25 protein-coding genes are annotated in these 22,705 nt (G+C 67.3%); 9 read left to right on the forward strand and 16 right to left on the reverse strand.

The features are described 5' to 3' along the window. Position 1 precedes the first annotated feature (1 nt). Genes ACH438_RS27175 through ACH438_RS27190 form a run of 4 tightly spaced genes read right to left on the reverse strand, consistent with a single transcriptional unit; the run spans position 2 to position 4,800 of the window. Positions 2-724 (reverse strand): esterase/lipase family protein, encoded by a 723-nt coding sequence (locus tag ACH438_RS27175; protein ID WP_397010087.1) that lies wholly within the window; start codon positions 722-724, stop codon positions 2-4. Then, a complete protein-coding gene (locus tag ACH438_RS27180; RefSeq protein ID WP_397010089.1) occupies positions 721-2,763 on the reverse strand; it encodes a GH36-type glycosyl hydrolase domain-containing protein in 2,043 nt (680 codons plus the stop codon). The genes ACH438_RS27175 and ACH438_RS27180 overlap by 4 nt, the downstream gene beginning before the upstream one ends. A gap of 59 nt (positions 2,764-2,822) precedes the next feature. Then, on the reverse strand, positions 2,823-3,980 hold the full coding sequence (locus ACH438_RS27185; protein WP_397010091.1) for a glycoside hydrolase family 43 protein: 1,158 nt from the start codon (positions 3,978-3,980) through the stop codon (positions 2,823-2,825). Between the two features lie 46 nt (positions 3,981-4,026). Further along, the gene (locus ACH438_RS27190) at positions 4,027-4,800 is read right to left on the reverse strand and encodes a TIGR03084 family metal-binding protein (protein WP_397010093.1); all 774 of its coding nucleotides are present in this window, start codon (positions 4,798-4,800) and stop codon (positions 4,027-4,029) included. Positions 4,801-5,013: 213 nt separating this feature from the next. Here ACH438_RS27190 and ACH438_RS27195 point away from each other — a divergent pair, with 213 nt between their 5' ends. Then, complete coding sequence (locus ACH438_RS27195) at positions 5,014-5,436, forward strand: ribonuclease domain-containing protein (protein WP_397010095.1); 423 nt, start codon at positions 5,014-5,016, stop codon at positions 5,434-5,436. Positions 5,437-5,443: 7 nt separating this feature from the next. Here the strand turns inward: ACH438_RS27195 and ACH438_RS27200 are convergent, their stop codons facing one another. The 3 genes from ACH438_RS27200 to ACH438_RS27210 all read right to left on the reverse strand — a co-directional run bounded on the left by ACH438_RS27200 (position 5,444) and on the right by ACH438_RS27210 (position 7,419). Further along, positions 5,444-6,595 carry an LLM class flavin-dependent oxidoreductase gene (locus ACH438_RS27200; RefSeq protein ID WP_397010097.1) on the reverse strand — a complete coding sequence of 384 codons (1,152 nt, stop codon included), beginning with the start codon at positions 6,593-6,595 and terminating at the stop codon, positions 5,444-5,446. Positions 6,596-6,712: 117 nt separating this feature from the next. Then, the gene (locus ACH438_RS27205; RefSeq protein WP_397010099.1) at positions 6,713-7,138 is read right to left on the reverse strand and encodes a hypothetical protein; all 426 of its coding nucleotides are present in this window, start codon (positions 7,136-7,138) and stop codon (positions 6,713-6,715) included. A 38-nt stretch (positions 7,139-7,176) separates the two neighbouring features. Beyond that, positions 7,177-7,419 (reverse strand): DUF3039 domain-containing protein, encoded by a 243-nt coding sequence (locus ACH438_RS27210; protein WP_397010775.1) that lies wholly within the window; start codon positions 7,417-7,419, stop codon positions 7,177-7,179. Positions 7,420-7,507: 88 nt separating this feature from the next. Here ACH438_RS27210 and ACH438_RS27215 point away from each other — a divergent pair, with 88 nt between their 5' ends. Continuing rightward, positions 7,508-7,948, forward strand: a complete 441-nt coding sequence (locus ACH438_RS27215; RefSeq protein ID WP_397010101.1) for a DUF3099 domain-containing protein — start codon at positions 7,508-7,510, stop codon at positions 7,946-7,948. A gap of 19 nt (positions 7,949-7,967) precedes the next feature. Here the strand turns inward: ACH438_RS27215 and ACH438_RS27220 are convergent, their stop codons facing one another. Next, positions 7,968-9,284: an MFS transporter gene (locus tag ACH438_RS27220; RefSeq protein ID WP_397010103.1), complete on the reverse strand. Its 1,317-nt coding sequence runs from the start codon at positions 9,282-9,284 to the stop codon at positions 7,968-7,970. Between the two features lie 146 nt (positions 9,285-9,430). Between ACH438_RS27220 and ACH438_RS27225 the strand changes: the two genes are divergently transcribed. Beyond that, on the forward strand, positions 9,431-10,354 hold the full coding sequence (locus ACH438_RS27225; RefSeq protein ID WP_397010777.1) for a GlxA family transcriptional regulator: 924 nt from the start codon (positions 9,431-9,433) through the stop codon (positions 10,352-10,354). 9 nt (positions 10,355-10,363) lie between these two features. After that, complete coding sequence (locus tag ACH438_RS27230; RefSeq protein ID WP_397010105.1) at positions 10,364-11,110, forward strand: VOC family protein; 747 nt, start codon at positions 10,364-10,366, stop codon at positions 11,108-11,110. Positions 11,111-11,117: 7 nt separating this feature from the next. On the opposite strand, the gene ACH438_RS27235 is transcribed toward ACH438_RS27230, so the two are convergent. Genes ACH438_RS27235 through ACH438_RS27255 form a run of 5 tightly spaced genes read right to left on the reverse strand, consistent with a single transcriptional unit; the run spans position 11,118 to position 13,691 of the window. After that, a complete protein-coding gene (locus ACH438_RS27235) occupies positions 11,118-11,717 on the reverse strand; it encodes a hypothetical protein (RefSeq protein ID WP_397010107.1) in 600 nt (199 codons plus the stop codon). Then, complete coding sequence (locus tag ACH438_RS27240; protein WP_397010109.1) at positions 11,714-12,220, reverse strand: F0F1 ATP synthase subunit B; 507 nt, start codon at positions 12,218-12,220, stop codon at positions 11,714-11,716. The genes ACH438_RS27235 and ACH438_RS27240 overlap by 4 nt, the downstream gene beginning before the upstream one ends. Before the next feature lie 8 nt (positions 12,221-12,228). After that, a complete protein-coding gene (locus tag ACH438_RS27245; protein WP_397010111.1) occupies positions 12,229-12,486 on the reverse strand; it encodes a F0F1 ATP synthase subunit C in 258 nt (85 codons plus the stop codon). Positions 12,487-12,531: 45 nt separating this feature from the next. Then, positions 12,532-13,284 carry a F0F1 ATP synthase subunit A gene (gene atpB, locus ACH438_RS27250; protein ID WP_397010779.1) on the reverse strand — a complete coding sequence of 251 codons (753 nt, stop codon included), beginning with the start codon at positions 13,282-13,284 and terminating at the stop codon, positions 12,532-12,534. 26 nt (positions 13,285-13,310) lie between these two features. Next, positions 13,311-13,691 (reverse strand): ATP synthase subunit I, encoded by a 381-nt coding sequence (locus tag ACH438_RS27255; protein ID WP_397010113.1) that lies wholly within the window; start codon positions 13,689-13,691, stop codon positions 13,311-13,313. A 404-nt stretch (positions 13,692-14,095) separates the two neighbouring features. Here ACH438_RS27255 and ACH438_RS27260 point away from each other — a divergent pair, with 404 nt between their 5' ends. Together ACH438_RS27260 and ACH438_RS27265 are read left to right on the forward strand one after the other, a co-directional pair. After that, entirely contained in the window at positions 14,096-15,634 is a 1,539-nt protein-coding gene (locus ACH438_RS27260; RefSeq protein ID WP_397010115.1) for a methyltransferase, read from the forward strand. 385 nt (positions 15,635-16,019) lie between these two features. After that, positions 16,020-16,988, forward strand: coding sequence for a sigma-70 family RNA polymerase sigma factor (locus ACH438_RS27265; protein ID WP_397010117.1), 969 nt, complete (start codon positions 16,020-16,022; stop codon positions 16,986-16,988). Positions 16,989-17,175: 187 nt separating this feature from the next. On the opposite strand, the gene ACH438_RS27270 is transcribed toward ACH438_RS27265, so the two are convergent. Beyond that, entirely contained in the window at positions 17,176-17,949 is a 774-nt protein-coding gene (locus ACH438_RS27270) for a hypothetical protein (RefSeq protein WP_397010119.1), read from the reverse strand. A 151-nt stretch (positions 17,950-18,100) separates the two neighbouring features. On the opposite strand from ACH438_RS27270, the gene ACH438_RS27275 reads away from it, so the two are divergent. Further along, positions 18,101-18,682: a TetR/AcrR family transcriptional regulator gene (locus tag ACH438_RS27275; protein WP_397010121.1), complete on the forward strand. Its 582-nt coding sequence runs from the start codon at positions 18,101-18,103 to the stop codon at positions 18,680-18,682. 48 nt (positions 18,683-18,730) lie between these two features. Here the strand turns inward: ACH438_RS27275 and ACH438_RS27280 are convergent, their stop codons facing one another. Next, a complete protein-coding gene (locus ACH438_RS27280) occupies positions 18,731-19,543 on the reverse strand; it encodes a helix-turn-helix domain-containing protein (protein WP_397010123.1) in 813 nt (270 codons plus the stop codon). 86 nt (positions 19,544-19,629) lie between these two features. On the opposite strand from ACH438_RS27280, the gene ACH438_RS27285 reads away from it, so the two are divergent. Next, positions 19,630-20,481: an NAD(P)H-binding protein gene (locus tag ACH438_RS27285; protein ID WP_397010125.1), complete on the forward strand. Its 852-nt coding sequence runs from the start codon at positions 19,630-19,632 to the stop codon at positions 20,479-20,481. Between the two features lie 12 nt (positions 20,482-20,493). Here ACH438_RS27285 and ACH438_RS27290 read toward each other — a convergent pair whose 3' ends face one another. Continuing rightward, positions 20,494-21,078 carry a TetR/AcrR family transcriptional regulator gene (locus ACH438_RS27290; RefSeq protein WP_397010127.1) on the reverse strand — a complete coding sequence of 195 codons (585 nt, stop codon included), beginning with the start codon at positions 21,076-21,078 and terminating at the stop codon, positions 20,494-20,496. A 136-nt stretch (positions 21,079-21,214) separates the two neighbouring features. Between ACH438_RS27290 and ACH438_RS27295 the strand changes: the two genes are divergently transcribed. Further along, on the forward strand, positions 21,215-22,654 hold the full coding sequence (locus tag ACH438_RS27295) for an MDR family MFS transporter (protein WP_397010129.1): 1,440 nt from the start codon (positions 21,215-21,217) through the stop codon (positions 22,652-22,654). The last annotated feature ends 51 nt before the right edge of the window (positions 22,655-22,705 follow it).

Below are 22,705 nucleotides of genomic sequence, written 5' to 3' on the forward strand. Positions count from 1 at the left end.
GTCATCGGGTGATCGGCTCGTCCACCACCTGTCCCGGGCAGTGGTCGTGCAGCGCCTCGAGCACCGCGGCAATGACGACGGGATTCGACGGTTCATCCGCGTGCGGGCCACCGTCGATCCCGGTGTCGATGCAGGAATGCCCTTGCAGCGGACGATCATCCGTCGCGGTGTGCGATCCGCTGGAATCGTCCGCGAGGGTACGCAGCGTCGTGTACGAGACGTCGCCGGGCGTGTCGTCGCCGTGGTCGAGGGCCGTGAGAAACGGGCTCGCCGGGCACATCTCGCCGCCCAGCGTGGCGGGCAGGATGCAGGTGGGCGCCCAGCCGTACTGGCCGGTCCCGATGGACACGTAGTGCGCTGTCGTCTCGGTACCGCCGAGGAACTTCAGGAACCAGCGCGACGACAGCCCGCCCATGCTATGCCCGATCACGTCGACCTTCGCCCCGTCGTGTTCCGCCGCGGCGCGCTGTGCGGTCTGCGAGATCGCTTGTGCGTTGGGGATGTTCAGCTCGCCGGGCAGATCGACGACATAGACCGGATGCCCGTCGTTCTCGAGCGCGGTGCGCAACGCGTCGGCCCAGTTCGGGGCGAGCGGAAATGCTCCCCCGGCGGTCCAGCCGTGCACGATCAGCACCGGATTCCCGGTGGGCTGCGCCTGCGCGGCCCCGGGCGCGCAGAGCACCCCGGCGACCACTGCCGCGGCGGTCCACATCGCTTGCCTCACAGTGTTTCTCCCGTTCCGTCGGGCCGCACGCGCAGCACCCGACTGTCGAAGCTCGCGCCGCGCCCGGACGGCGCGCCGATGGTGAGCGTCCCGCCGGCGGTGGGCGCCACGCCCAGCAACCGCAGGTACGCCAGTAATGGCTGAGAGTGGCTGTGCAGGTTGGCGACCGGATAGGCCTGCATGGCCAGTCCGAGGCCGGCCAGGGCCCAGGTCTCGCCGGGACGTTCGGATTCCGGGCTGAGATACGCGTCGGGCCCCGACAGGGTGCCACCCCAGATCTCCGGGTAGGCGCGCTGATGGGCGGCGAGTGTCATCCGCCGCCATTCGTCCCAGGCGAGTTCGGGGTCGAGCCGGGCCGCGGCCCAGATCAGCGTCATATTGATCGAATACCAGATCGCGTCGCCCATCCCGATGTCGAGTGTGCCCTCCGCGCCGCGAACCCGGGCGCCGAGCGGAGATCCCTTGCGGCACAGGCGATCGATGGTCGACAGCAGCGCACGCGACTGTGCCGCGGTCGCGGCGCCGCACAGGATGGCCCAGGGCTGCACTTCCAGCCACAGATCCTCGTCGCCGACACATACCCGCCCAGGTCCGTAGGCCCGCCGGAACCAGTGGCCGTTCCACTCCGAGGCGACCCGGCGGCGCAGCGTCTCACCGAGTTCTCGTACCTCTCCGGCGGTTTCCTCGTCGCCGAGCCGCTCGCACAGTCCGGCGTAGACCGGCAGCACCCAGGCCGCCATGGCCGAATTCAGCACGGATTCACCGTGTTCCACCATCACCGACCATTCGACGCCGATCTCGCTGAGCACCAGATCGTTCCAGTCGGCATTGAGAATGCGCACATGCCCGTTCTCACCGACGCCGACCACGTCGACGAAGAACCGGAACTGCCGGCGCAGGTTCTCCGCCAGCGTGCCTTGGCCGAGCGGCTCCGCGAAAGCCCCCAGATCTCCGGTGGCGGCCGCGTATTCGGCGGCGAGCCACAGGGCCCACAGATTCTGATCGGAGGGCCGGAACACCGAAGTCCACGGCTTCTTGTCCCCGTCCAGCCCGTACGGCAGATCGCCGTCGGGTGTAGCCCAGGCGCAGACGTTCCGCAGTACCGACAGCGCAAGGTCGGGTTCGGTGTAGACGAGCGGAAGCGCGTGCTGCAGCGGATCACGCGCAGCGCAGTTGGATCCGAGGCGAAATGCATACACCGAGCCCTGATTGAGCGTGTGCCCGCCGTACACGCCGTCAGCGCACGCGCCGCCACTCAACAGGGCCGCATGCCAGGCGATTTCACCGGCCTCCGGAGCCTGTTCGGCGGTGGCCGATGGCAGCCGCTCACGCAGACCGGCGAGGCTGTCGCGGTAGAGTCCGGCCGGGTCCGGCACGGGCACACCGTCATCCAGTCCACAGCGAAACCAGACGGTCCGGGTCTCCCCCGCGGGCACGTCCAGTTCTCTGCTGACTGTCAGCAGCCCCTCACTGCCTTGGACACGATCGCCGCCGAGGGCTTCGAGCAGTATCGTCCGATGCCCACCCGGCACGTGTTCCGGCGGTGGCCCGAGTTCGAGATTCACACGGTGGGAACGCACTTCCCAGTCCTCGGCCACGGTGTAGGCCCGCGGGTTCGCGGCGGTGTTGGTGACATCCACCCGGATCAGCACCCACGGCTGTTCACCCTCCGGGCACAGCACCGTGCGTTCCAGCCGAGCCCCGGCCCCATCAGCGCACGTGCGAGCGAAGGTCGGCCCGAAGAGCGGCGCGGCGCCATCACTGGTCACCACGCCGTCGCCGCAAGTGACGGTCGCGACCCCGGTACCGCGAGGCCGAGGTTCGACAAGCCAATCGCAGCCGGTGAATTCGTCCCACAGCCCCGACCGTCCTTCGGTGTCGGCCACCAGGGTGATGCGCCGATTGCCGACGTGGATCCAGCGCCGCGTCGTCGGTGGATCGGTGATCGGATCCCAGGTGTCGCCGACCGGGACGGATCGGAAGGCCGGGAGCCCGTCGATCTCGGTCCACTGCCCGAAAGCACTCGCACTACCGCTCATCGAGGACACACCCGCAGTGATACCCCGCTTCCTATGCTGCGAGCAGCCGATCGACGCGATCAGCGTGCCGGAACCGCGGCTGCCGGTTGGCGGCCGGGGGCCGGAGTAGTCGGTGGCCGATTGTCGCCGACGATGACTGTGACGTCGGGGTCGAGGGCCGCGCCGAGTTGAGGACGGTTGTCGGGGCCGAAGGACATGGGCTGCACGCGGATACTGCGGCCGGCCCAGCCGGTGCCGGGGTCCAGGCGGGCGTGGTAGGTGATCCACGGCTGGCCGTCGATGGTGAAGAAGCCGTTGTGGCCCGGGGCTATCGAGTGCGGGCCGCCAGGGAGGATGGGGCCGCCGGATTTGGTCCAGGCCGCCGGGTCCATGGGATCGCCGCCGGGGGTCAGGCGTAGCAGGCCGAGGCGGTAGCTGTCGTCGAAACTGGCGTTGGCGGAGAAGGTTACGTACAGGGTGCCGTCGGGGGCGTAGATCGGCTGGGGCGCTTCGTTGATGAGCAGGCCCGCATTGTTGGGGACGGTTTCCCAGGCGGCGGTCGGGGTCGAGATCGCGACGGTGTCACCGACGGCCGTCATCGGGTCCGACATGTGGACCGCGCAGATCTGTTGTACGCGGCCGTCTTCCGGCTTCAGGCAGGACCACAGGAAGTAGCCCTGATTCCGGTACGTCAGGTAGACGCCGTCGATGGCCACGGTGCGGGGCAGGTTGACTTCGCCCAGGAAGTCGTAGGGTCCGGCGGGGTCGTCACCCACCGATTGCAGCGCGTAGATCCGATGCGTCGTGGGGTCGTCGTTCTGCTGGCCCGCGAAGTAGATCCACCAGCGGTCGCCGATGCGCTGCAGTTCGGGCGCCCAGATCTTGGTGCAGGCCGGCGCCGGGCACGCCGGATGTTGCCAGACCACGTGTGGTTCGGCGTTCTGCAATCCGCCGAGCGTGTCGGAATTGCGGATGACGATATTGTCGTCGTTGTAGAAGTCGCCCTGTACCAGGTGGAATCGGCCCTGGTAGAAGGTGATGCTGGGGTCGGCCCCGGCGGCCAGGACGGGATTGGTGAATTGTTCGCGGTCCGGGTCGGCCGCTGCGGCGCGCGGCGCGGTCGGCGCGGAAGCCAGGCAGAGGAACATCGCCCCCACGACCCCGAGTATCGTCCGCCAGCCCGCCATGAGCGCCTCCACCAGATATCGAGAAACCAGTGTCCGGCATGCCGCGGGCACAATCGATCATTCGCGGACACACCGGCGTTTCGCATGCACAGTCGCGTCAGAGGAAGACGCGGGCGATCTCCAGCCACTTCCGGGCGTCCGCGCCGATCGCCGTGAGGTCGGTCTCGGCCAGGGGGCGGCGGTGGGTGACTCGTAGGCAGAAGTCGAAGGCGCTGCCCTGGACTCGTTGCACGGCATCTTCCGGGCCCCACGCCCAGGTGTCGCCGTCGGGGCCCTTCAGCTCGACGCGGAAAGGCTCTGCCGGAGTGGGCAATTGGGCGGCGTAGAACGACAGTTCGCGGCCGACGACGCCGAGCGCGGCCACATGGCGGAGCCGGCCGGTCGGTGGGTGCGGAACACCCAGCGCGTCGAAAACGTCCTGCCCGTGCGCCCAGGTCTCCATCAGCCGTAGCGGCACCATCAGGGTCGCGGTCAATTCCGAGCCGAACCACGGAAAGCTCTGGTCCAGTGGCACATCGCGTAGCGCGGCCGCGACCTCGGCGCGCCCGGCACGCCATTCGTCCAGCAGTACCGCGCGCGGTTTCGCGGCGCCCGCGTCGGCATCGAGATCGGCGGATCGGCTGCCCGCGGCCTCCGCGTGCTTCAGCACATCGTCGAACGCCTCCGGCGTCCGGATGGCGATGACGACGTTCGCATCCGCTACGGCGAGGTGAGCGATCTGGTGGGCAGTCGTCCACCCTGCCGCCGGTGTCGGCACGGTCCAGTCGTCCTGCGCCGAGACCAGCGTGTCCAGTTCATCGCCCTCGGCCACCAGGTCGGGCAGGGCGATATCGCGCTTCACTTCGGACAGATCCAGACCGTAATCCAACATCCACCATCACCCTCACACCCGTGGCCGAACATGATCACTACCAACATACGCCGCGCGACCCCGGCATCCGGGAAATCCGGAAAACGTTCCCGCTCAGCCGGTTTCACGACCTCCATGAACATACTGTGCCGGTTGCTCCGGACCGCAGTTGTTCACACCCGGGAAAGCATGACGTGACGTGGGGTTCATGCGCAGGGGTGACGGTGTGGCCTCATGACGAGGAATACTTTCCGATCGGAAGTTCGCTCGCGCCGGGCGATTACCGTCCTACTGGCCCTGCTCGCGGCAGTGACATTGCTGCTCCCAGGCGCCAACACCGTACGGACGACCGCCGATCCGGCGCCCGCCCCCGCGAATATCCAGCTGGTCTCCGCCACCGTTCCGCAACAGGCGTGGACCACCCTGGGTCTCATCGATCAGGGCCAATGGCCGCCGAGCGACTGCCCCGGCACCAAGGGCGGCACGGTCTGGCAGAACCGCAGCGGCCAACTGCCGAGCGGCGTCAACTACCTGGAATGGGACGTCAACTGCAAGATCCCGGGCCGCTCCCGCGATGCCGAGCGCATCGTCACCGGCGATGACGGTTCGGCCTGGTACACCGGCGATCACTACGCCACTTTCACCCGGATGCGCTGACCGCCTGTCAGCTTTCCGGTCTCGGCTGGCGGCGTAGTCGGTCCGCCAGCCAGAGGACGGTGCCGTAGCCGAAGGCCGCGTCCGCATTGGATACCAGGGCCGAGGTCGGGAAGATGATCGCATGCCGCAGACCCGCGTCCGCCAGATCCCGCAGGCGGGCGAGGATCTGGCGTGGCGTACCGGCGAAGAGCCATTCGCGCAGGACTTCCTCGGTGACCTCGGCCGACGCTTCCCGCACCTCGGATTTCGTCAGACGGTGCGGCATCAGATCGATCAGGCCGCGAAAGTCTTCGCCGAAGGGATGTTTCGCGCCGCAGCGCGCCCACACCGCGGCCGGCGCGAACAGCCCGACATAGCGGACGGACGGCGCGCGTAGCAGCCGGCGCACACCCTCTTCGGTACGAGCGGGCAGGATCGTGACCATCTGCGCGGGAACGATCGCGTCGGGATCACGCCCCGCCGTGCGGGCGGCAGTATGGACGACCGCCAACCGGCGCTCGTATTCGCCCGGCGACATGGTCTCCCACGGATACCACCCATCGGCGTACCGACCGGTCAGCTCCAGCATGCGCGGCCCATGCGCACCCAGCCAGATCTGCGGCATCCGCTCGGGCGGCACCGTCAAATCCATTGGCGCCCGGTCCATCCGGTAGTAGCGCCCCGCGAAATCGATCGGCTCCGTCGAACTCAGGGCCGCACGCAACACCTGCAGGGCTTCCTCGAGCCGATCCACCGGCCGATTCCACGCAAACCCGTACGGCTCCAGATTCTCCCGCTCCCCCGCCCCGATCCCCAGAATCGGCGGCACCTTCGTGAGATGCGCCAATGTCAGAAACGTCTGCGCCAGCAACACCGGATGCCGCCGATGCGGATCCGTGGTCCCCACCCCCAACTGCACCCGTCCGGCCCCCGCCGCCAAATGCGCCAGCAGCGGCGCGAAGTCGAACTGCTCGTCCGGACTTCCCCCCTTCGCCATCGGCGTGAACTCCCCATCCCACGCCGCCCGCGGAAACACCCCGATCAAATGATCGGTAGCCAGCACCGAATCCAACCGCCCCACCCGCGCCATCCGCACCACGAACCGCGCCGCCCCCACCGGCGGATTGATCCCCGCCATGGTCCCCACCGCAAACGACTTCCGATCACCCGAGCCCACCACGATGGCCTCCTCCCGCCCGTCCCAGCCACCCCGGAACCCCTCGATTATCCGCCGAATCCCCTTCCCCGTCAGTCGATCCCGGATACCGCGACTCCCGCGATCATCCCGCTCAGCCGTTCACGGCTGCCGATCGGCCGGGCTGTGCGGAGCAGACGCTCGAGGCGTTTTACGAACGAGCGCCACGCTCATGCGGCGGCGTCGGCCTTGGGGTGGGGGTTTGCGGGGGCGCCGGGGGCGGCCGTAGCGGAGGAGTTCCATGAGGAGGTCCTCGGCGGCTCGGTAGCGGGGGATGTCCACGCGGAGTCGCCAGAGGATCTCCGGGTCGCCGGCTTCCATCACCGTCACGCGGACCGGGAGGACGTAGCCGGCGATTCCGGCGTCGGAGAGTGCGAAGAGGACTCGGTAGACCTGGGACTCGTCGAGGTCCGCGAGGACGCCGAAGGCTCGCGCCTGGAGGCCGTTGCTCAGGCCGCGAGCCGGGATCCAGTGCGTGGTGCCGCGGCTGTCCGACCACGGATCGGGAATCTGACGTGCCGCGGTCATCGGGCCCAGTCCTCCACGGAATCGATCAGACGGACCGGTCAGTCCTTCTTCATCATCTCGTAGATGCGCTTGCAGTCCGGGCAGACCGGGGAGCCGGGCTTGGGGGAACGGGTGACCGGGAAGACCTCGCCGCAGAGGGCCACGACGTGGGTGCCCATGACGGCGCTCTCGGCGATCCGGTCCTTCTTCACGTAGTGGAAGACTTTGGGGGTGTCGTTGTCCGTCGATTCGTCGGTGGTCTCGTCGGGACGTACCAGGGTGTCTGCGCTCACGACATCAATAATGCCAGCCGGGGGTCGGAAGGCTGCCGGAAGTATGGGAGAAGTGGGGGCGTGTGCATTCGACGGGCGGTAGTGCAAGACTCGAGGTATGCAGCGTGACGGCGATCCCCAGGCCGAATCCAGCGGCGACGGCGAGCGCCCCGAAGCCGAGTTCCATCCCGCTGGTTCGATTCCCAAGCCGCCGCGTGCGCAGCAGGGGTACTTCCCTGGCGAGCAGAAGACCAATCCGGCGCTGATCACCGAGGCGTCGACCTCGCTGGAACAGCAGCACCGCGACCGGGTGCGGCGGTACACCTTGATCATGGCGATGCGTATCCCCTGCCTGGTCGGCGCGGCCATCGCCTACGGTCTCTGGCACAGTTGGTGGCTGTCCTTGCTGATCATCGGCGTTTCCATCCCGCTACCGTGGATCGCTGTCCTGATCGCCAACGACCGTCCCCCGCGCACCAAGGACGAGCCCAGCCGCTGGGACGGCCGCCGCGATCAAGCCGCGTTGGAGTCACGGCCACACAAGGCCATCGACGGGTAATACGCCCGCTTCGTAGTGGCTATGCGATGGCGACGTCGGCACGATGACGCCGGATGCCGGCCGACAGCACGGCCGCGATCGCGCACAGTCCGCCCGCGATGAACCAGGCCAGGTTGTAGCTGCCCTGCGTGTCGCGGATCAGGCCCGCGCCGAATGCAGCCAGCGCGGCACCCACCTGGTGGGAGGCGAAGACCCAACCGAAGGCGACCGGTCCGTCTGCTCCGAAATGCTCGCGGCAGAGCGCGACCGTCGGCGGCACTGTAGCGATCCAGTCCAGGCCGTAGAAGATGATGAACGCCCATATAGGCGGCTGCACTTCGGGTTTCAGCAGAATCGGCAGCACGAACAGCGAGAGCCCGCGCAGCGCGTAATACGTGATCAGCAGATAGCGCGAGTCCATGCGGTCGGTGAACCAGCCGGAGGCAATGGTCCCGGCGATATCGAAGATGCCGACCACGGAAAGCAGACCGGCCGCGGTGGTGGCGGGCATCCCGTGATCGTGCGCGGCACTCACGAAGTGGGTCTGAACCAGCCCGTTGGTGGTCGCGCCGCAGATGGCGAAAGTGCCTGCCAGCAGCCAGAACACCGGCTTACGCACAATCCGCCCGAGCACCACGAGCGCACGCGTCATGCCACCGGGATGCGAGGTCCGCAGCCCGCTCTCATCGCCGGGCCCGGCGCCATACGCCGTATGCCCGATATCGCTGGGATAGTCCCGGATGAACACCAGCACCAGCGGCACCACCGCGAGCGCCGCCGCCGACACCAGCAGCGCGGGAGTCCGCCACCCGTGATGGTTCGCGAGCCATGCGATCAGCGGCAGGAACACCAGCTGCCCGGTGGACCCGGCCGCGGTCAGCACACCGGTGACCAATCCGCGCTGCTTCACGAACCACCGCCCGGTGATGGTGGCGACGAACGGCATGGACATCGACCCCACACCCACCCCGACCATCAGCCCCCAGGTCGCCATGAGCTGCCACGACTGCGTCATGAACACCGTCAGCCCGGACCCCGCCGCGACCAGCACCAGCGCGCACGACACCACCAGCCGGATGCCGAACCGTTCCATGAGCGCGGCCGCGAACGGCGAGATCGCGCCGTACAACACCATGTTCAGCGAGACCGCCGCCCCGATGGTGGCGTGTGACCACCCGAATTCGTCGTGCAGCGGATCCATGAGCACCCCGGGCACCGACCGGAATCCGGCGGCGCCCAAGAGTGCGACGAATCCGACGACCGCCACGATCCAGGCGGGATGCAGGCGGGGCCTGCGCGGCAATTCCCCTGTGCCGTGCGGCTTTTCCGGGGCCTGATCGATGCGAAGTTCACTCACCCGTCGAGCGTCGCCGATATTCGCTTCCCGATCGAGTGGCCGGAATGCCACAATGCGTCAATATCTAGCCACGAAGGATGGAGGAGCCCGTGCCCACACCGCATCTGGTCGCCGTGCTCGCCCTGGAACCCACCATCGGGTTCGATATGACCATTCCGCCGACCGTGCTCGGCGCGGCCGTCGACGAATCGGGCAACCCGCTGTACGAGGTGCACGTCTGCGGGCTGAGCACGGCCCCGGTCCGCGCCACCAACGGGTACGCGATCATCCCGGAATTCGGGCCGGAACTGCTCGCCCACGCCGACACCGTGATCGTCCCCGGCACCCAGATGCGGGAACCGCGCGTACTGGGTCACCTGCCCCCGGAATTGGCCGCGGCGCTGGCCACCATCCGGCCGGATGCCCGCGTCGTGTCCATCTGCACGGGCGCCTTCGTGCTCGGCGCGGCAGGCCTGCTGAACGGACGCCGCGCCACGACACACTGGCAGTACGCCGACGACTTCCGCGCCCTCTACCCCGACGTCCTCATCGATGAGAACCTGCTGTTCGTGGACGACGGAAATGTTTGGACCGCAGCCGGTCTCGCGGCCGGCGTCGACCTGTGCCTGCATCTGATCCGCACCGATCACGGCAGCGGCCCCGCGAACCGCGCAGCCCGCTACTGCGTGGTGCCCCCGTTCCGGGACGGCGGTCAGTCCCAGTTCATCGAACGCCACATCCCCGAGCCCGGCATCGACGGCACCGCACCCACCCGAATGTGGGCGCTGCGGCACCTGGACCGTGACCTGGCCCTGAACTGCCTTGCCTCGCATGCCCGGATGAGTGTCCGCACCTTCACCCGCCGGTTCAAAGCCGAGACCGGTCTCGCACCCGGCGCGTGGATCCTGCAGCAGCGGCTGCGCCACGCACGCCATCTACTGGAGTCCACGGACCTCCCCATCGACGAGGTCGCGCGCGCCGCGGGCATGGGCACCAGCGCCTCGCTACGCCACCACATGCGCCTGGAACTCGGTGTGCCACCGTTGACCTATCGCAAGACGTTTCGCAAGCAAGACCTTTCGCGAGCATGAGGAGACAGCATGACGACGATCCGCTGGGTCTGGGCGTTCCTCGACCGGCCGGCCGCGCAATTCGACGACTGCGCCGAGTTCTGGACCGCGGTCACCGGTACGAGCCTGTCGGCGCCGCGTGGTGAGCACGGCGAATTCGTCACGCTGCTACCGGATTCCGGCTCGCCGACGGTGAAGATGCAGGCCATCGGCGGTGATCCGCGCATCCACCTGGATTTCGACGTGGACGATGTGCAGGCGGCCACCGATCGCGCGGTGGCGCTGGGCGCGACGCTGGTGGCGGACTACATTCTCACCGAGCACATCGGCTATGCGGTGCTGCGTTCACCGCACGGAATGACGTTCTGCTTCACGCCTTTTCGCGATGCCGTCGAGGGCCTGTCACCGGCGGTCGAGGGACCGGAGGGCGCTCGCAGCCGACTCGATCAGGTGTGCCTGGACATCGGCGCCAACGATTACGAGACCGAGGCCCGCTTCTGGACCGAGCTGACCGGCTGGGCCTGGCGCCCCGGCAGTCTGCCGGAGTTCTCCCGCCTCTCGGCGCGGCCCGGGATCCCGATCGACCTGCTGCTGCAGCGGCTGGGCGAGGATCGTCCCACCGCCGGGCATGTGGATCTGGCCTGCACGGATATCGAGGCCACCGCGGCCTGGCACGAGCGGCTCGGCGCGCAGCGCGGGCAGCAGGGCAAGCATTGGATCGTCATGACAGACCCGTCCGGTCAGCAGTACTGCCTGACCGGACGGGAACCTGCCTGAAATTCGACTAGTTGCGTTCTCTCTCGGGCTGGCGGCCTCTGGTCGCCTCGCCCGATTTCACCGTCGCCTCGCCCGAATTGGCCAGGGCTTCCAGATCTTCGAGGAACTTCTCGATGCTGTCGGCGCGGGCCTGCGGTGTGCTGATCTGCTCGCGCACCTTCTCCTCGGTGAGGGCCAGCATGGCGGCCGCGAGGTCGGCCTCCAAGTCGCGGATCATCTGCCTGCGGAACTGCAGGATCTGATCGCGGCCCTGCTTGCGGACCCGTTCGACCTCTTCGGCGGCTGCTTCACGCATCTGCGCGATGATGCGGTCGGCGTCCTCGCGGGCCTCCACGCGCATCCGGTCGAGTTCGGCCTTCGCTTCGGCGACCGCCGAGTCGTAGGCCGTCTTGGCGTCGGTCAGGCGCTGCGCCGCCTGCTCACTCTCTTCGAGCTGCTTGCGGATGTTGTTCTGGGCGTTGTTCACCATCTTTTTGAACGGCGGCACAATGTATCTCACAATGAACCAGACGATGACGGCGAAACCGAAGAGCTGGCTGAAGAAGACTTTCCAATCGAAGACGATATTGTAACCGCCGTCGGCGAGAAGGCCGTTGGTGAGGATCATTCAGACCCCCGTCCTCTCTGCTGGCCCGCGCTGGTCCGGGCACGATCGTCCACACCGAGGATCTTGTCTGCGAGACCCTGGGCCAGTGGTTCGACGGATTCGCGGAGTTCGGCGGCAACCTGGTCGGATTCGGCACGCAGCTGTGCCGTGGACTCGGCCACGATGCCGTCGACTTCTTGCTGGGCCTGGCCGCGCATCTCGTCGAGGATGGCGCGGCCCTCGGTCCTGGCTTCGTTGCGAATTTCTGCCGCTTCGGCACGGGCCTTGGCGAGTGCCGACTCGTAGCGGGCTTCGGCTTCACCGAATATCTCGGCTGCTTCCTTGGCGGTCGCCGTCGTCTCGTTGACCCGTGCCTCCCGTTCCGCCAGCACTTTTCGCACCGGCGGAACAACGAAGAACCAGATGACACCGAGCACTATCAGGAAGATCAAAAGCTCGACGAAGAAGGTTCCGTTGGGGATCAGGAAGTTCCCCTCGGCCTCCACATCCGTTCTGGGAGACATGATTACGTCTACTTACCTGGAGTCGCGAATACGAACAACGCCATGAAGGCTAGGTTGATGAAGTAGGCCGCTTCCACCAGACCGACGGTCAGGAAGAAGTTGTTGCGCAACCGGCCTTCCGCCTCCGGCTGCCGGGTGACACCGTTGATCAATGCGGCGCCGGCGAGGCCATCGCCGATGCCCGCACCGATGGCACCGCCCGCCAGAATGATGCCGCCGCCGATAAGAGCGCCCTGGACGATACTCGCGGTTGCTGGATCTGCCATTTTTCACTTCCCTTGTGCGGATTATCCCTGAACGGAGTGGACCGCTCAGTGGTTTTCACTCTCCAGCGACATCGACTGGCTGAAGTAGAGGACGGTCAGCAGAGCGAAGATGAACGCCTGGATCGCGCCGACGAAGAGGTCGAACAACTTCCAGATTGCGTTCGGACCCCAGCTGATCCAGAACGGGAACAACGCGATCACCGAAACCATGACGCCGCCCGCGAACATGTTGCCGAACAACCGCAACGAGAGCGACAGCGGTTTGGCGATTTCCTCGATCACATTGATGAAAACCATGCCGTAGCCGGCATGCCCCTTGAGCAGACCCTTCGCGTATTTGCCCGCGCCCCGGCGCCATATGCCGGCGGCGTGATACAGCAGGAACACGAACAGGGCGAGCGCGAGGGTGAAGTTGAAGTCCGAGGCCGGCGGCGCGATCAATTCACCCGAGCCGTACTGGACCGGCAGCACCGAAAGCCAGTTGGACAGCAGGATGAACGTGAACAGCGTGACCGCGAGCGGCAGTACGAACGGCGCGACCTTCATGCCGATGGCGCCCTCGACCTGATTGCGCATCTGGACCGTGATGGTCTCGAAGTACAGCTGAACCCCGTTGGGGACACCGGAAGTCAGCCTGATGCGCAGGTAGAACGCCAGCGCGAGCACGATGACGGCGGCGACGCTCGTCGACACGATGGTGTCGATATTGAAGGTCAGACCCCACAGCTGCGCCGTGGCGTGGTCGCCGACTTTGATTTTGGATGCCCCGTCGGCCTGTAACTGCACCTGGGCGGACATCCGCGCGATCGAAGCGACAGGAATGCTCATGATTGCTGTCGAAGCCCTTTCACCTCGGGCACCACGGTGTGGAGGATCAATATCAGCTGAAATACGGCCAGCCCGAAGAAGATTCCGACTCCGTACGGTCTGGTGAAGTACGCGATGACTATCGACAGCGCGGTCAGGATGATCAAGCGCGAAGCCGAGGAAAGTGCCAGCTTTTGTTTGCTGGGAGTTTCCGCATCAGTGATACGCACAATCGACATCCACGTGAGCCGTGCATTGAGCCATCCGAGCGCCAAACCCGCGCTCATGAAAACCCCAAGCAACCATCTATCCAGAGCCCCCGTGGCCATCAGTGCCAATACGCCGATGGCAATTGCAATAGCCGTCGCCCGGCGCATCCGGAGCTTGTTGACGTCCACTTACGACACCGCCTTGCCGTCATCCCACCTTGTAGTGGGGCTGTGCATGATCAGTAGCATACACAGACCAACCCTGTTGGGGGCCAGTATTTTTGATCTTCAAATTGTTGATCTTGGATTCCATTATGAGCCCACAGCCACCTTTCAGCGATCATTTCCGGAATCCGGTACGGCGCACTTCGGCGTCGCGCACACGACTGCCCGTCAGCGGGGGCATCCAGCCCAGACAGTTCGGGGCGAACGTTAGCGGGATGGACAGCTGATATGCGTTCATAATAACAATTCAGACAAATCGGACTTTAGAATTCCTTTACCTTTACGGGAAACAGCCGAAACCTTTCCCTACCGCCCGACCCGGGGCCGGTGCCCGATGCCCGAAGGTTGCGGTGGCAGAGTTCCTGTTCATGCCGACGAACCGCTCCCTCGACCAGCGCTCGACGACCACCTCGTCCCCGCTCGCCGAGCTCGCCCCCGAGCTACGCGCCGCGCTCCTCCGCGTCGGCTACGACGCGGGCACCCTGCTCGACGCCCTCGGCCCCGCCACCCACGCCGCCCTCGGCCGCGGCGAACCCGTCCCCGTCCGGCGCGCCACCCGCGACCTCGGCGAGCTCGGCACCCTGGTACGCCTGCTGCTGCTCGGCGACCCGGTCCCGGAACACGAAGCGGCCGCGGCCTTCTCACCCCTGCGCATCGACCGCGCCGTCGCCGCCGGCCTGCTCGAACGCGACGGCGATCAGATCCGCCCCGCCCTCGACCTGCGCCCGCTGGACCTCGGCGCGGGCACCCGCTGGGTGCTCTCCGACCTCGACGACTCCATGCGCCGGCGCAGCCTCGACACCGACCACGTGCTCGGCGTCGGACAGGCGTCGCTGTCACTGCTGCGCGCCACCCCGACCGAAAAGACCGGCACCGTCCTGGATCTCGGCACCGGCTGCGGCGTGCAGGCCGTACACGCCGCCTCCTACGGGCGCACCGTCACCGGCACCGACGTCAACCCGCGCGCGCTGTGGCTCGCCGGAGCGACCGCCGCTCTCAACGAGCTGGATATCGAACTGCTGGAAGGCTCCTGGTTCGAACCCGTCGCCGGCCGGCGCTTCGATCGGATCGTGGCCAATCCCCCGTTCGTGGTAGGCCCGGCCCGCGTCGAACACACCTACCGCGACTCCGGCCTGGCCCTGGACGGCGCGAGCGAACTCGTCATCTCCGGGATTCCGGAACTGCTGAATCCCGGCGGCACCGCGGCGCTGCTGGCCTCCTGGGTACATATGGAGGGCGTGGACTGGCGCGCCCGCGTCTCCTCCTGGCTGCCCGACCACGGCGTGGAGGCGTGGATCGTGCAGCGCGACATCGCCGATCCGGCGCTGTATGTCGGAACCTGGCTGCGGGACGCGGGATTGGATCCGCGGGAGGGCGCGGCCCAGGCGGGTGCCGAACGCTGGCTCGACGCGTTCGCCGAGTCCAATGTCGACGGCATCGGTTTCGGGTTCGTCTATCTGCGTGCGATCGACGGCCCCACCGAACTCCTGGCCGAGGACCTCACGTACGCCTTCGACGATCCGCTGGGCCCCGAGGCCATGAAGTACTTCGAGCGGTCGGCCTGGCTGCGCGCGGTCGCCGCGGATCCGGGGCTCGTCCTCTCCGCGCGCTACGAGGTCGACGCGGCGACCGCACTGGAACGCGTCTACTTGCCGGGTGTGGAGGGCTGGGAACAGCGGGTGGCCCGTGTGCACCGCGGCGACGGCCCGCAGTGGCGGCACGAGGTGGATGACAGCACCGCCGCCCTGCTGGCGGGGATGCGCCCGGACGGGCTGCCGTTGCGGGAACTGCTGGAGTTGCTGGCGTTCGGCGAGACCGGCGAGGCGGCCACACCGGAATTCGAGGCGGCCGCGCTGGGCGTCGTAACCGGTCTGGTCCGGCACGGCCTGATCCGGCCGGTGCAGTGAGGCGATGCACTGCGGCGGTGTCGTGAGCCCGCGATTATGGCGGTGAGCTGAGTCACAATTTGGTCCCATGGACTATTACGGCGGGAATGCGGACTGCATTCCCGCCGTTTTATTAGCTGTCCAAACAATCACACAGCGGACAAGGGTCGTCGACAGCTATTCGATTGCCGCATAGCGAAGTTCGAGATCGAGGTGGCAACCGCCCGGACACCGATCGCCACCGACCGGTCGCATGCGTTCCCCGGATCGCCTGCTTCTCAGGAACTTCTCAGCCGTGCACCGTAAAACCCGCAGCTCAGGCGCGGTTTATGCGGAGCATGGCGGGGAACTTTCCTGATGTCGGGTCCGTTGAACGGAGCGAGACACCACCGACAGGAGGCAAGTCATGACAAGCCCCGCCACCACTGACGTGCGCATCAGCGAACAGGACCTCGACGCCGCGAGCCCCGCCGCCGACCTGGTACGTGTGTACCTGAACGGGATCGGTAAGACGGCACTGCTCACCGCGGCCGACGAGGTCGAGCTCGCGAAGCGCATCGAGGCGGGCCTCTACGCGCAGCACCTGCTGGAGACGAACAAGCGCCTGTCCGCGGTCAAGAAGAAGGATCTCGCGGTACTCGTCCGCGAGGGCCAAGCCGCCCGGCAGCACCTGCTCGAAGCCAACCTGCGCCTCGTGGTGTCCCTTGCCAAGCGTTATACCGGCCGCGGCATGCCGCTCCTGGACCTCATCCAGGAGGGCAACCTGGGCCTGATCCGCGCCATGGAGAAGTTCGACTACACCAAGGGCTTCAAGTTCTCGACCTACGCCACCTGGTGGATTCGCCAGGCCATCACGCGCGGCATGGCCGATCAGTCCCGCACCATCCGCCTGCCCGTCCACCTCGTCGAACAGGTGAACAAGCTGGCCCGGATCAAGCGTGAACTGCATCAGCAGCTGGGCCGCGAGGCCACCGACGCGGAACTGGCCAACGAGTCCGGCATCCCGGTCGACAAGATCGCCGATCTGCTCGACCACAGCCGCGACCCGGTATCCCTGGACATGCCGGTCGGCAACGACGAAGAGGCCCCGCTGGGCGACTTCATCGAGGACTCCGAGGCCACCTCGGCCGAGAGCGCCGTCATCGCCGGCCTCCTGCACCGCGACGTCCGCACCGTGCTCGCCACCCTGGACGAGCGGGAACAGCAGGTCATCCGCCTGCGCTACGGCCTCGACGACGGCCAGCCCCGCACCCTCGACCAGATCGGCAAGCTCTTCGGCCTCTCCCGCGAGCGGGTCCGCCAGATCGAGCGCGAGGTCATGTCCAAGCTCCGCAAGGGCGAGCGCGCCGACCGCCTGCGCGCCTACGCGAGCTGACCATACCGGGTGAGCCACCGGACCGGCGCCGCCGATCCCCCACTCCCCCAGCACAACTCACCAACACCGAAACCACCGAATACATCGGGTCGTCATTCGAGGCGCCGACCCGGTCGCGCCGGTCGGCACCGCTTCCCGAACGTCCCCCTCCGGGAAGCGCACGCCGACCGGCGTTTTCGTGTGCCGATCAGACGCCCATCGCGGGCGTGCCCGTGAGGACGGCAGGCTGCGCGGCGAGCCGGGCGGCTCGGGCGGCGGCGCGAATCTTGATCAGGGACGCCGTGTGAAGGGCCAGCGCCATGGGGACCATCACGGTGGGGATGAGGACCAACGGGAGATTGCCGAGGATCTCGGTGGTGGGGGTGGCGGGGAGTATCTGCGGGCGGCCGGGGGCGGCAGTGAAGGCGATGGTGAAGGCCACGATGAGGTCGAAGATGCCGAGCAGGTTGAACCAGACGGCGCCACGGCCGGGGGTGCCGCGGCGGAGGTTGCGGGTCATGAAGATCGCCTCGATGCCGACGGCGATATCGCCGAAACCGGCGGGGATGGCGAAGACCGGCGGCAGGTGACCGAGGGCGTAAGCGGTCACAAAAGCGACGCCGCCTACCCGGAGGATCTGCGGGAAGGTCAAGCGCCACAGGATGTCCGGTGCGGCGAGGAGCCGGGACACCGCCGGTATCCGGGTGCACGCCAGCGCGACTCCGAAGGCGGCCAGGGCCGCGACGCCGATCAGGGGGTTGGGCATGTCGGCGCGCAGGCGATACACGTGGGCGTGGGCGAGCAGGAGGCTCGTCACTCCCCACAGCGTCCAGACCAGGACGCCCGCGAGCGCGACATATCGCGCGGTGGTGCGTGCCGGGCCGGTGGCGCTGCCACGCCAGAGACCGGCGAATGTCAGGCCGGGAAGTCCGATCACACCGAGAACGACGATCAGCCAAACCGGCCAGGGAAGTTGGGTCACAGCAAGCTCCTTCGTGAATACGATGTCTTTTTATGAACACCGTGTTCGATTATGCTGGCGACGGTAAGGGGCTGGGCAACAACCAATTCCGGGTTTCCGTTCAGCACTGAACAGCAACCGGGAATTGTCCCGGACGAGGAGAGGCGGCACCGTGGCAGAACAGGACCGCCGGGTCAGGCGAACCCGCAAGATGCTGCACGAGGCATTCATCGCCCTGGTGCTCGAACAGGGCTACGAGCAGACGACCGTCCAGGACATCCTGGACCGCGCCGACGTCGGCCGCTCCACCTTCTACGTCCACTTCCGCGACAAGGAGGCTTTACTGACCGCCTCCTTCGACGACGTCCGCGAACAACTCGAGCACGACTTCGACGAAATGGCCTCCGCGGGAAGGCCCATCGAGGTCGACCGCCCCGCAGCACTCATCTTCGACCACGCCTACCGCAACCAGCGGGTATACCGCGCCCTGTGCGGCCGACAGGGCGGCACAGTCGTACAACGCCACCTACACGAACTAATCGTCGACCAACTGCTACGGCACCTGCCACAGCAGCGCTCCGGTGACGGCCCACCCACCGAGGTGGTGGCGCACTACTACGCCGCCGCGACCACCGGTCTCCTGGTCTGGTGGATCGACACCGAATTCACCCGCTCCCCAAAACAACTCACCGCGGACGTATCCCACCTGGCTCGCTTGGGTCCACACCGTCCGGCACGACCCCAGGCGAGCTGACATCGATCAGATCCGATAGCTCCCTCCGACGCGCACCCTCGCGGGCGGTCAGATTTTCGCCAGTGCCTGGCAGGGGGTCGGGGCGGGGACGTCGCCGCGGAAGAAGGCGGTGGGTGGGACGCCCATGATGGCGCGGAAGTCGGCGGTCATGTGGGATTGGTCGTAATAGCCGGTGGCGGAGGCGATCACGGACCAGGGGGTGTTGCCGGCGGCGGCGATGACCTGGCGGACGCGGTCGATGCGGGCGTAATGCTTGGGGGATACGCCGATTCCGGCGGTGAAGAGGTTGCGGAGTTGGCGTTCGCTCACCGCGAGGTCGGCGGCCAGGTCGCGGACCGAGGGGGCAGCGCCCAGGGCGGCGACCGCGGAGCCGAGGAGGTGGCGGTGGGCGCGGCGGGTGGAGTCTTCGGAGAGATGTTGCGGGAGTGCCTCTTCCAGGTAGGGGACGACCTCGCCGAGGTCCAGTTCGCTGAGCGCGCCCGCCAGGTCGGCGGCGGGGCCGGGGACATCCTGCAGCCGGAAGACGCGGTCGGTGAGGTCCGCGGCGGGGATGCCGAGCAACGGCTGGGTCGCGCCGGGGGCGAGCCGGAGGCGGAGGCAGCCGGCCGAGACCTTGGCGCGCGCATAGGTGGCGCGGGTGCGTGGGCCGACGACCAGCGCATCACGCTGTCCGGAGGCTTCCACGCGGAGCACGATCGCGGTGACGGCCTGCGGCACATGGGTGAACGGCTCGGACCAGATCGACACCGTGGGGATGTGACCGATCTCGGTGATCCAGGGCCGCAGCGCCTCCGGAGCGGGCATCCGGTATTCGAGGTCGTCTCCGGTCACGACGGTCGCCGGCAGTTGAGCGGTGGTCACCCGATCCACTGTAGGCAGTTCCGGAGCCGCAGGCTGTGCCGGTTTTTCCTAGAGGCGGCGGGGGTCCGCGGCGCAGGCTCGAGGACATGATCGTGATTACGGGTGCCACGGGCACCATCGGAAGTGAAGTGGTCCGGCAGCTCGCCGAGCGCGGGGAGAAAGTGCGTGCGGTGACGCGGGATCCGGAGCAGGCGCGGGTACCGGAGGGGGTCGAGGTGGTGCGCGGGGATTACGCGGATCCGGCGTCGCTCGCGGCGGCCTTCGCCGGTGCGGAGGCGGCCTTCCTGGTCGGTCAGGTGACGCCGGACAACAGCGACGTGGACGCGAAGCTCATCGCCGCCGCGCGCGATGCGGGTGTGGCGCGATTGGTGAAGCTGTCCGCTATCGGCACGGGTGACACCATTCTCGGACCGTTCGCGACCTGGCATATGCCGGGTGAAAAGGCCATCAGCGAGAGCGGGCGGGTGTGGACGATCCTGCGGCCCAGCTCTTTCGCCTCGAACACGCTCAGCTGGGCGGCTCCGATCAAGGAGGGGAAGCCGGTACCCAATATGACCGGCACGGGCGCGCAGGGCGTGATCGATCCGCGCGATATCGCGGCAGTCGCGGTGGCAGCGCTGACCTCCGACGCGCATGCGGGCCGCGTCTACACGCTCACCGGACCGGAACCCCTGTCCGTCCACCAGCAGGCTGCGATGCTGGGCGCCGCGCTCGGTCGTGAACTCGAAGTGGACGATATTCCGCTCGAACAGGTCCGGGAAGCCCTGCTGGCGGCGGGCCGGTCCGAGGCGTTCGCGGATCGTGCGACGGCCGGTCAGGCGTTCATTCGCAATGGCGGGAACACCACGGTCACAACGGATGTCGAGCGAGTCCTCGGCCGGGCGCCGCGGACCTACGCCGACTGGGCGCGTGATCACGCGGCAGCCTTCCGGGGCTGACGCGACCTCCGATCACGCCCGCCGCGGCTGCTCGAGCATTGCGCCCCAGCCGGTTTCGAGGAGTCCGAAGATACGGGTGAGGGCGGCCACCGGATCGTCGCTGCGGCGGGCGACGTCGAGGCCGCCGAAGATGAAGTGCGCCAAGGCCGTGACGGCGACATCGCCGGGATCGAGGCCGAGATCCTCGGCGATGACGCCGGCCAGCGCGTCCTCGTGCCGCTGCCACATATTGCGGAAGTAGCTCGACAGCGCCGGAGTGTCCTGGATGAGCTGCCGGAAGTCGTGCATCTGGCCTTCGGTGCCGGGCCGCGGCAGGGCGCCGAAGGCCTCGCGCAAACCCTCCAGCAGGGTCTTGCCGGCCGCGCGGTCGCGCACGGCGGAGATGAGTTGCTGCTCCCGGTCGGCGTCCATGTCGAAGACGAGGGATTCCTTCCCGTCCGGGAAGTGCGCGAACAGGGTGGGCACCGAGACGTCGGCGGCCTCGGCGATCTCCTTCACGCTGACCGCGTCGTAGCCGCGTTCCAGGAACATCCGCAGGGCCGCGTCGGCCAGGGCCTTGCGGGTCTGGGCCTTCTTGCGCTCACGAAGTCCGGTCATGATTCCACCCTAGCCATGTTTCCTAAGTCATACAAATTTCTAAGCGGTTGAATTTCTTAAGTCGTTATGGTTTTCTGGAGTCACGGCGCCACCGGGCGCCCACACAGAACCTCGATGAAAGAAGGGAGGGACCGCCATGACTACCGCAATCCCCGCAGCTCACGCCCCGCGCAATGTGCGCTGGATCCTGCTCGGCGTCATGCTCGCGATGCTGCTCGGCATGCTCGACAACATGATCGTCGGCACCGCGATGCCCACGATCGTCGGCCAGCTGGGCGGCCTGAACCACCTGTCCTGGGTGGTCTCCGCCTACACACTCGCCACCGCCGCCTCCACCCCTATCTGGGCCAAACTCGGCGACCTCTTCGGCCGCAAACCCAACTTCCTGACCTCGATCGTCATCTTCCTGATCGGCTCCGGACTCTCCGGCGCCGCGCAATCCATGGATCAGCTCATCGGCTTCCGCGTGCTGCAGGGCATCGGCGCGGGCGGGCTGGCCGCGGGCGCGTTCGCCATCATCGGCGAGCTCATCCCGCCGCGGGAACGCGCCAAGTACATGGGCATGACCGCCTCGGTGATGGCGCTGGCCACCATCGGCGGACCGCTGGTCGGCGGCTTCGTCACCGATCACTTCGGCTGGCGCTGGGCGTTCTACCTCAACCTGCCGCTGGGCCTGATCGCGCTGGCGTGGTGCCAGGTCATGCTGCACCTGAACGCGCGGCGGCCCAATGCCAAGATCGACTACCTGGGCGCGGCATTGCTGACCGTCACCATCTCCGCGATCGTGCTCGTCACCACCTGGGGCGGCACCCAATACGCCTGGGGCTCACCGCAGGTGCTCATCACCATCGCGGTCGCGGTGCTCGGGCTGCCGGCGTTCCTGTGGTCGCAGCAGCGGGCGCCCGAGCCGATCATTCCGCTCGGCCTGTTCCGCAATCGCAACTTCGTGCTGACCTCGGTGCTGTCGGTCATAGTGGGCGCGGCCATGTTCGGCGCGGTCAGCTTCCTGCCGCTGTTCCAGCAGAAGGTGCAGGGGGCCTCGGCCTCGAACTCCGGACTGCTCCTGCTGCCCATGATGGTGCCGATCATCGTGGTGTCGCAGATCGCCGGCCGGATCATGAGCAAGACCGGACGCTACAAGCTGTTCCCGATCCTCGGTGGACTGTGCCTGACCGCGGGCAGCATCGCGCTGGCCACCATGGGCAATGACACCAGCCGGCTCGAGGCGGGCATCTACATGGTCGTGTTCGGCGCGGGCCTCGGGTTCCTCATGCAGATGACGGTGCTCATCGCGCAGAACAGCGTGGAAATGAAGGACATCGGCGCGGCGTCCGGAGTCTCGACCCTGTTCCGGACCCTGGGTGGCTCGTTCGGCGTGGCCCTGTTCGGCGCGCTGTTCAACCACCAGGCCCACGCCGGTATCGCGGCGGGCATCGACAGCATCTTCACCTGGTCGTCGATACTGTGCGCGATCGCCTTGGTCGCCTCGCTGTTCATCGTCGAGGTGCCGCTGCGGCAGGGCCCGCCGGCCGCACCGAAGGAACCGGCGAAAGAGCCTGTGGCACAGCCCTCCTGATCGAACGCTTGCGGCCCGCACCCTCCCGAGGGTGCGGGCCGCGATCGCCGT

Source organism: Nocardia sp. NPDC020380 (genome assembly GCF_044386975.1).
Lineage (GTDB): Bacteria > Actinomycetota > Actinomycetes > Mycobacteriales > Mycobacteriaceae > Nocardia.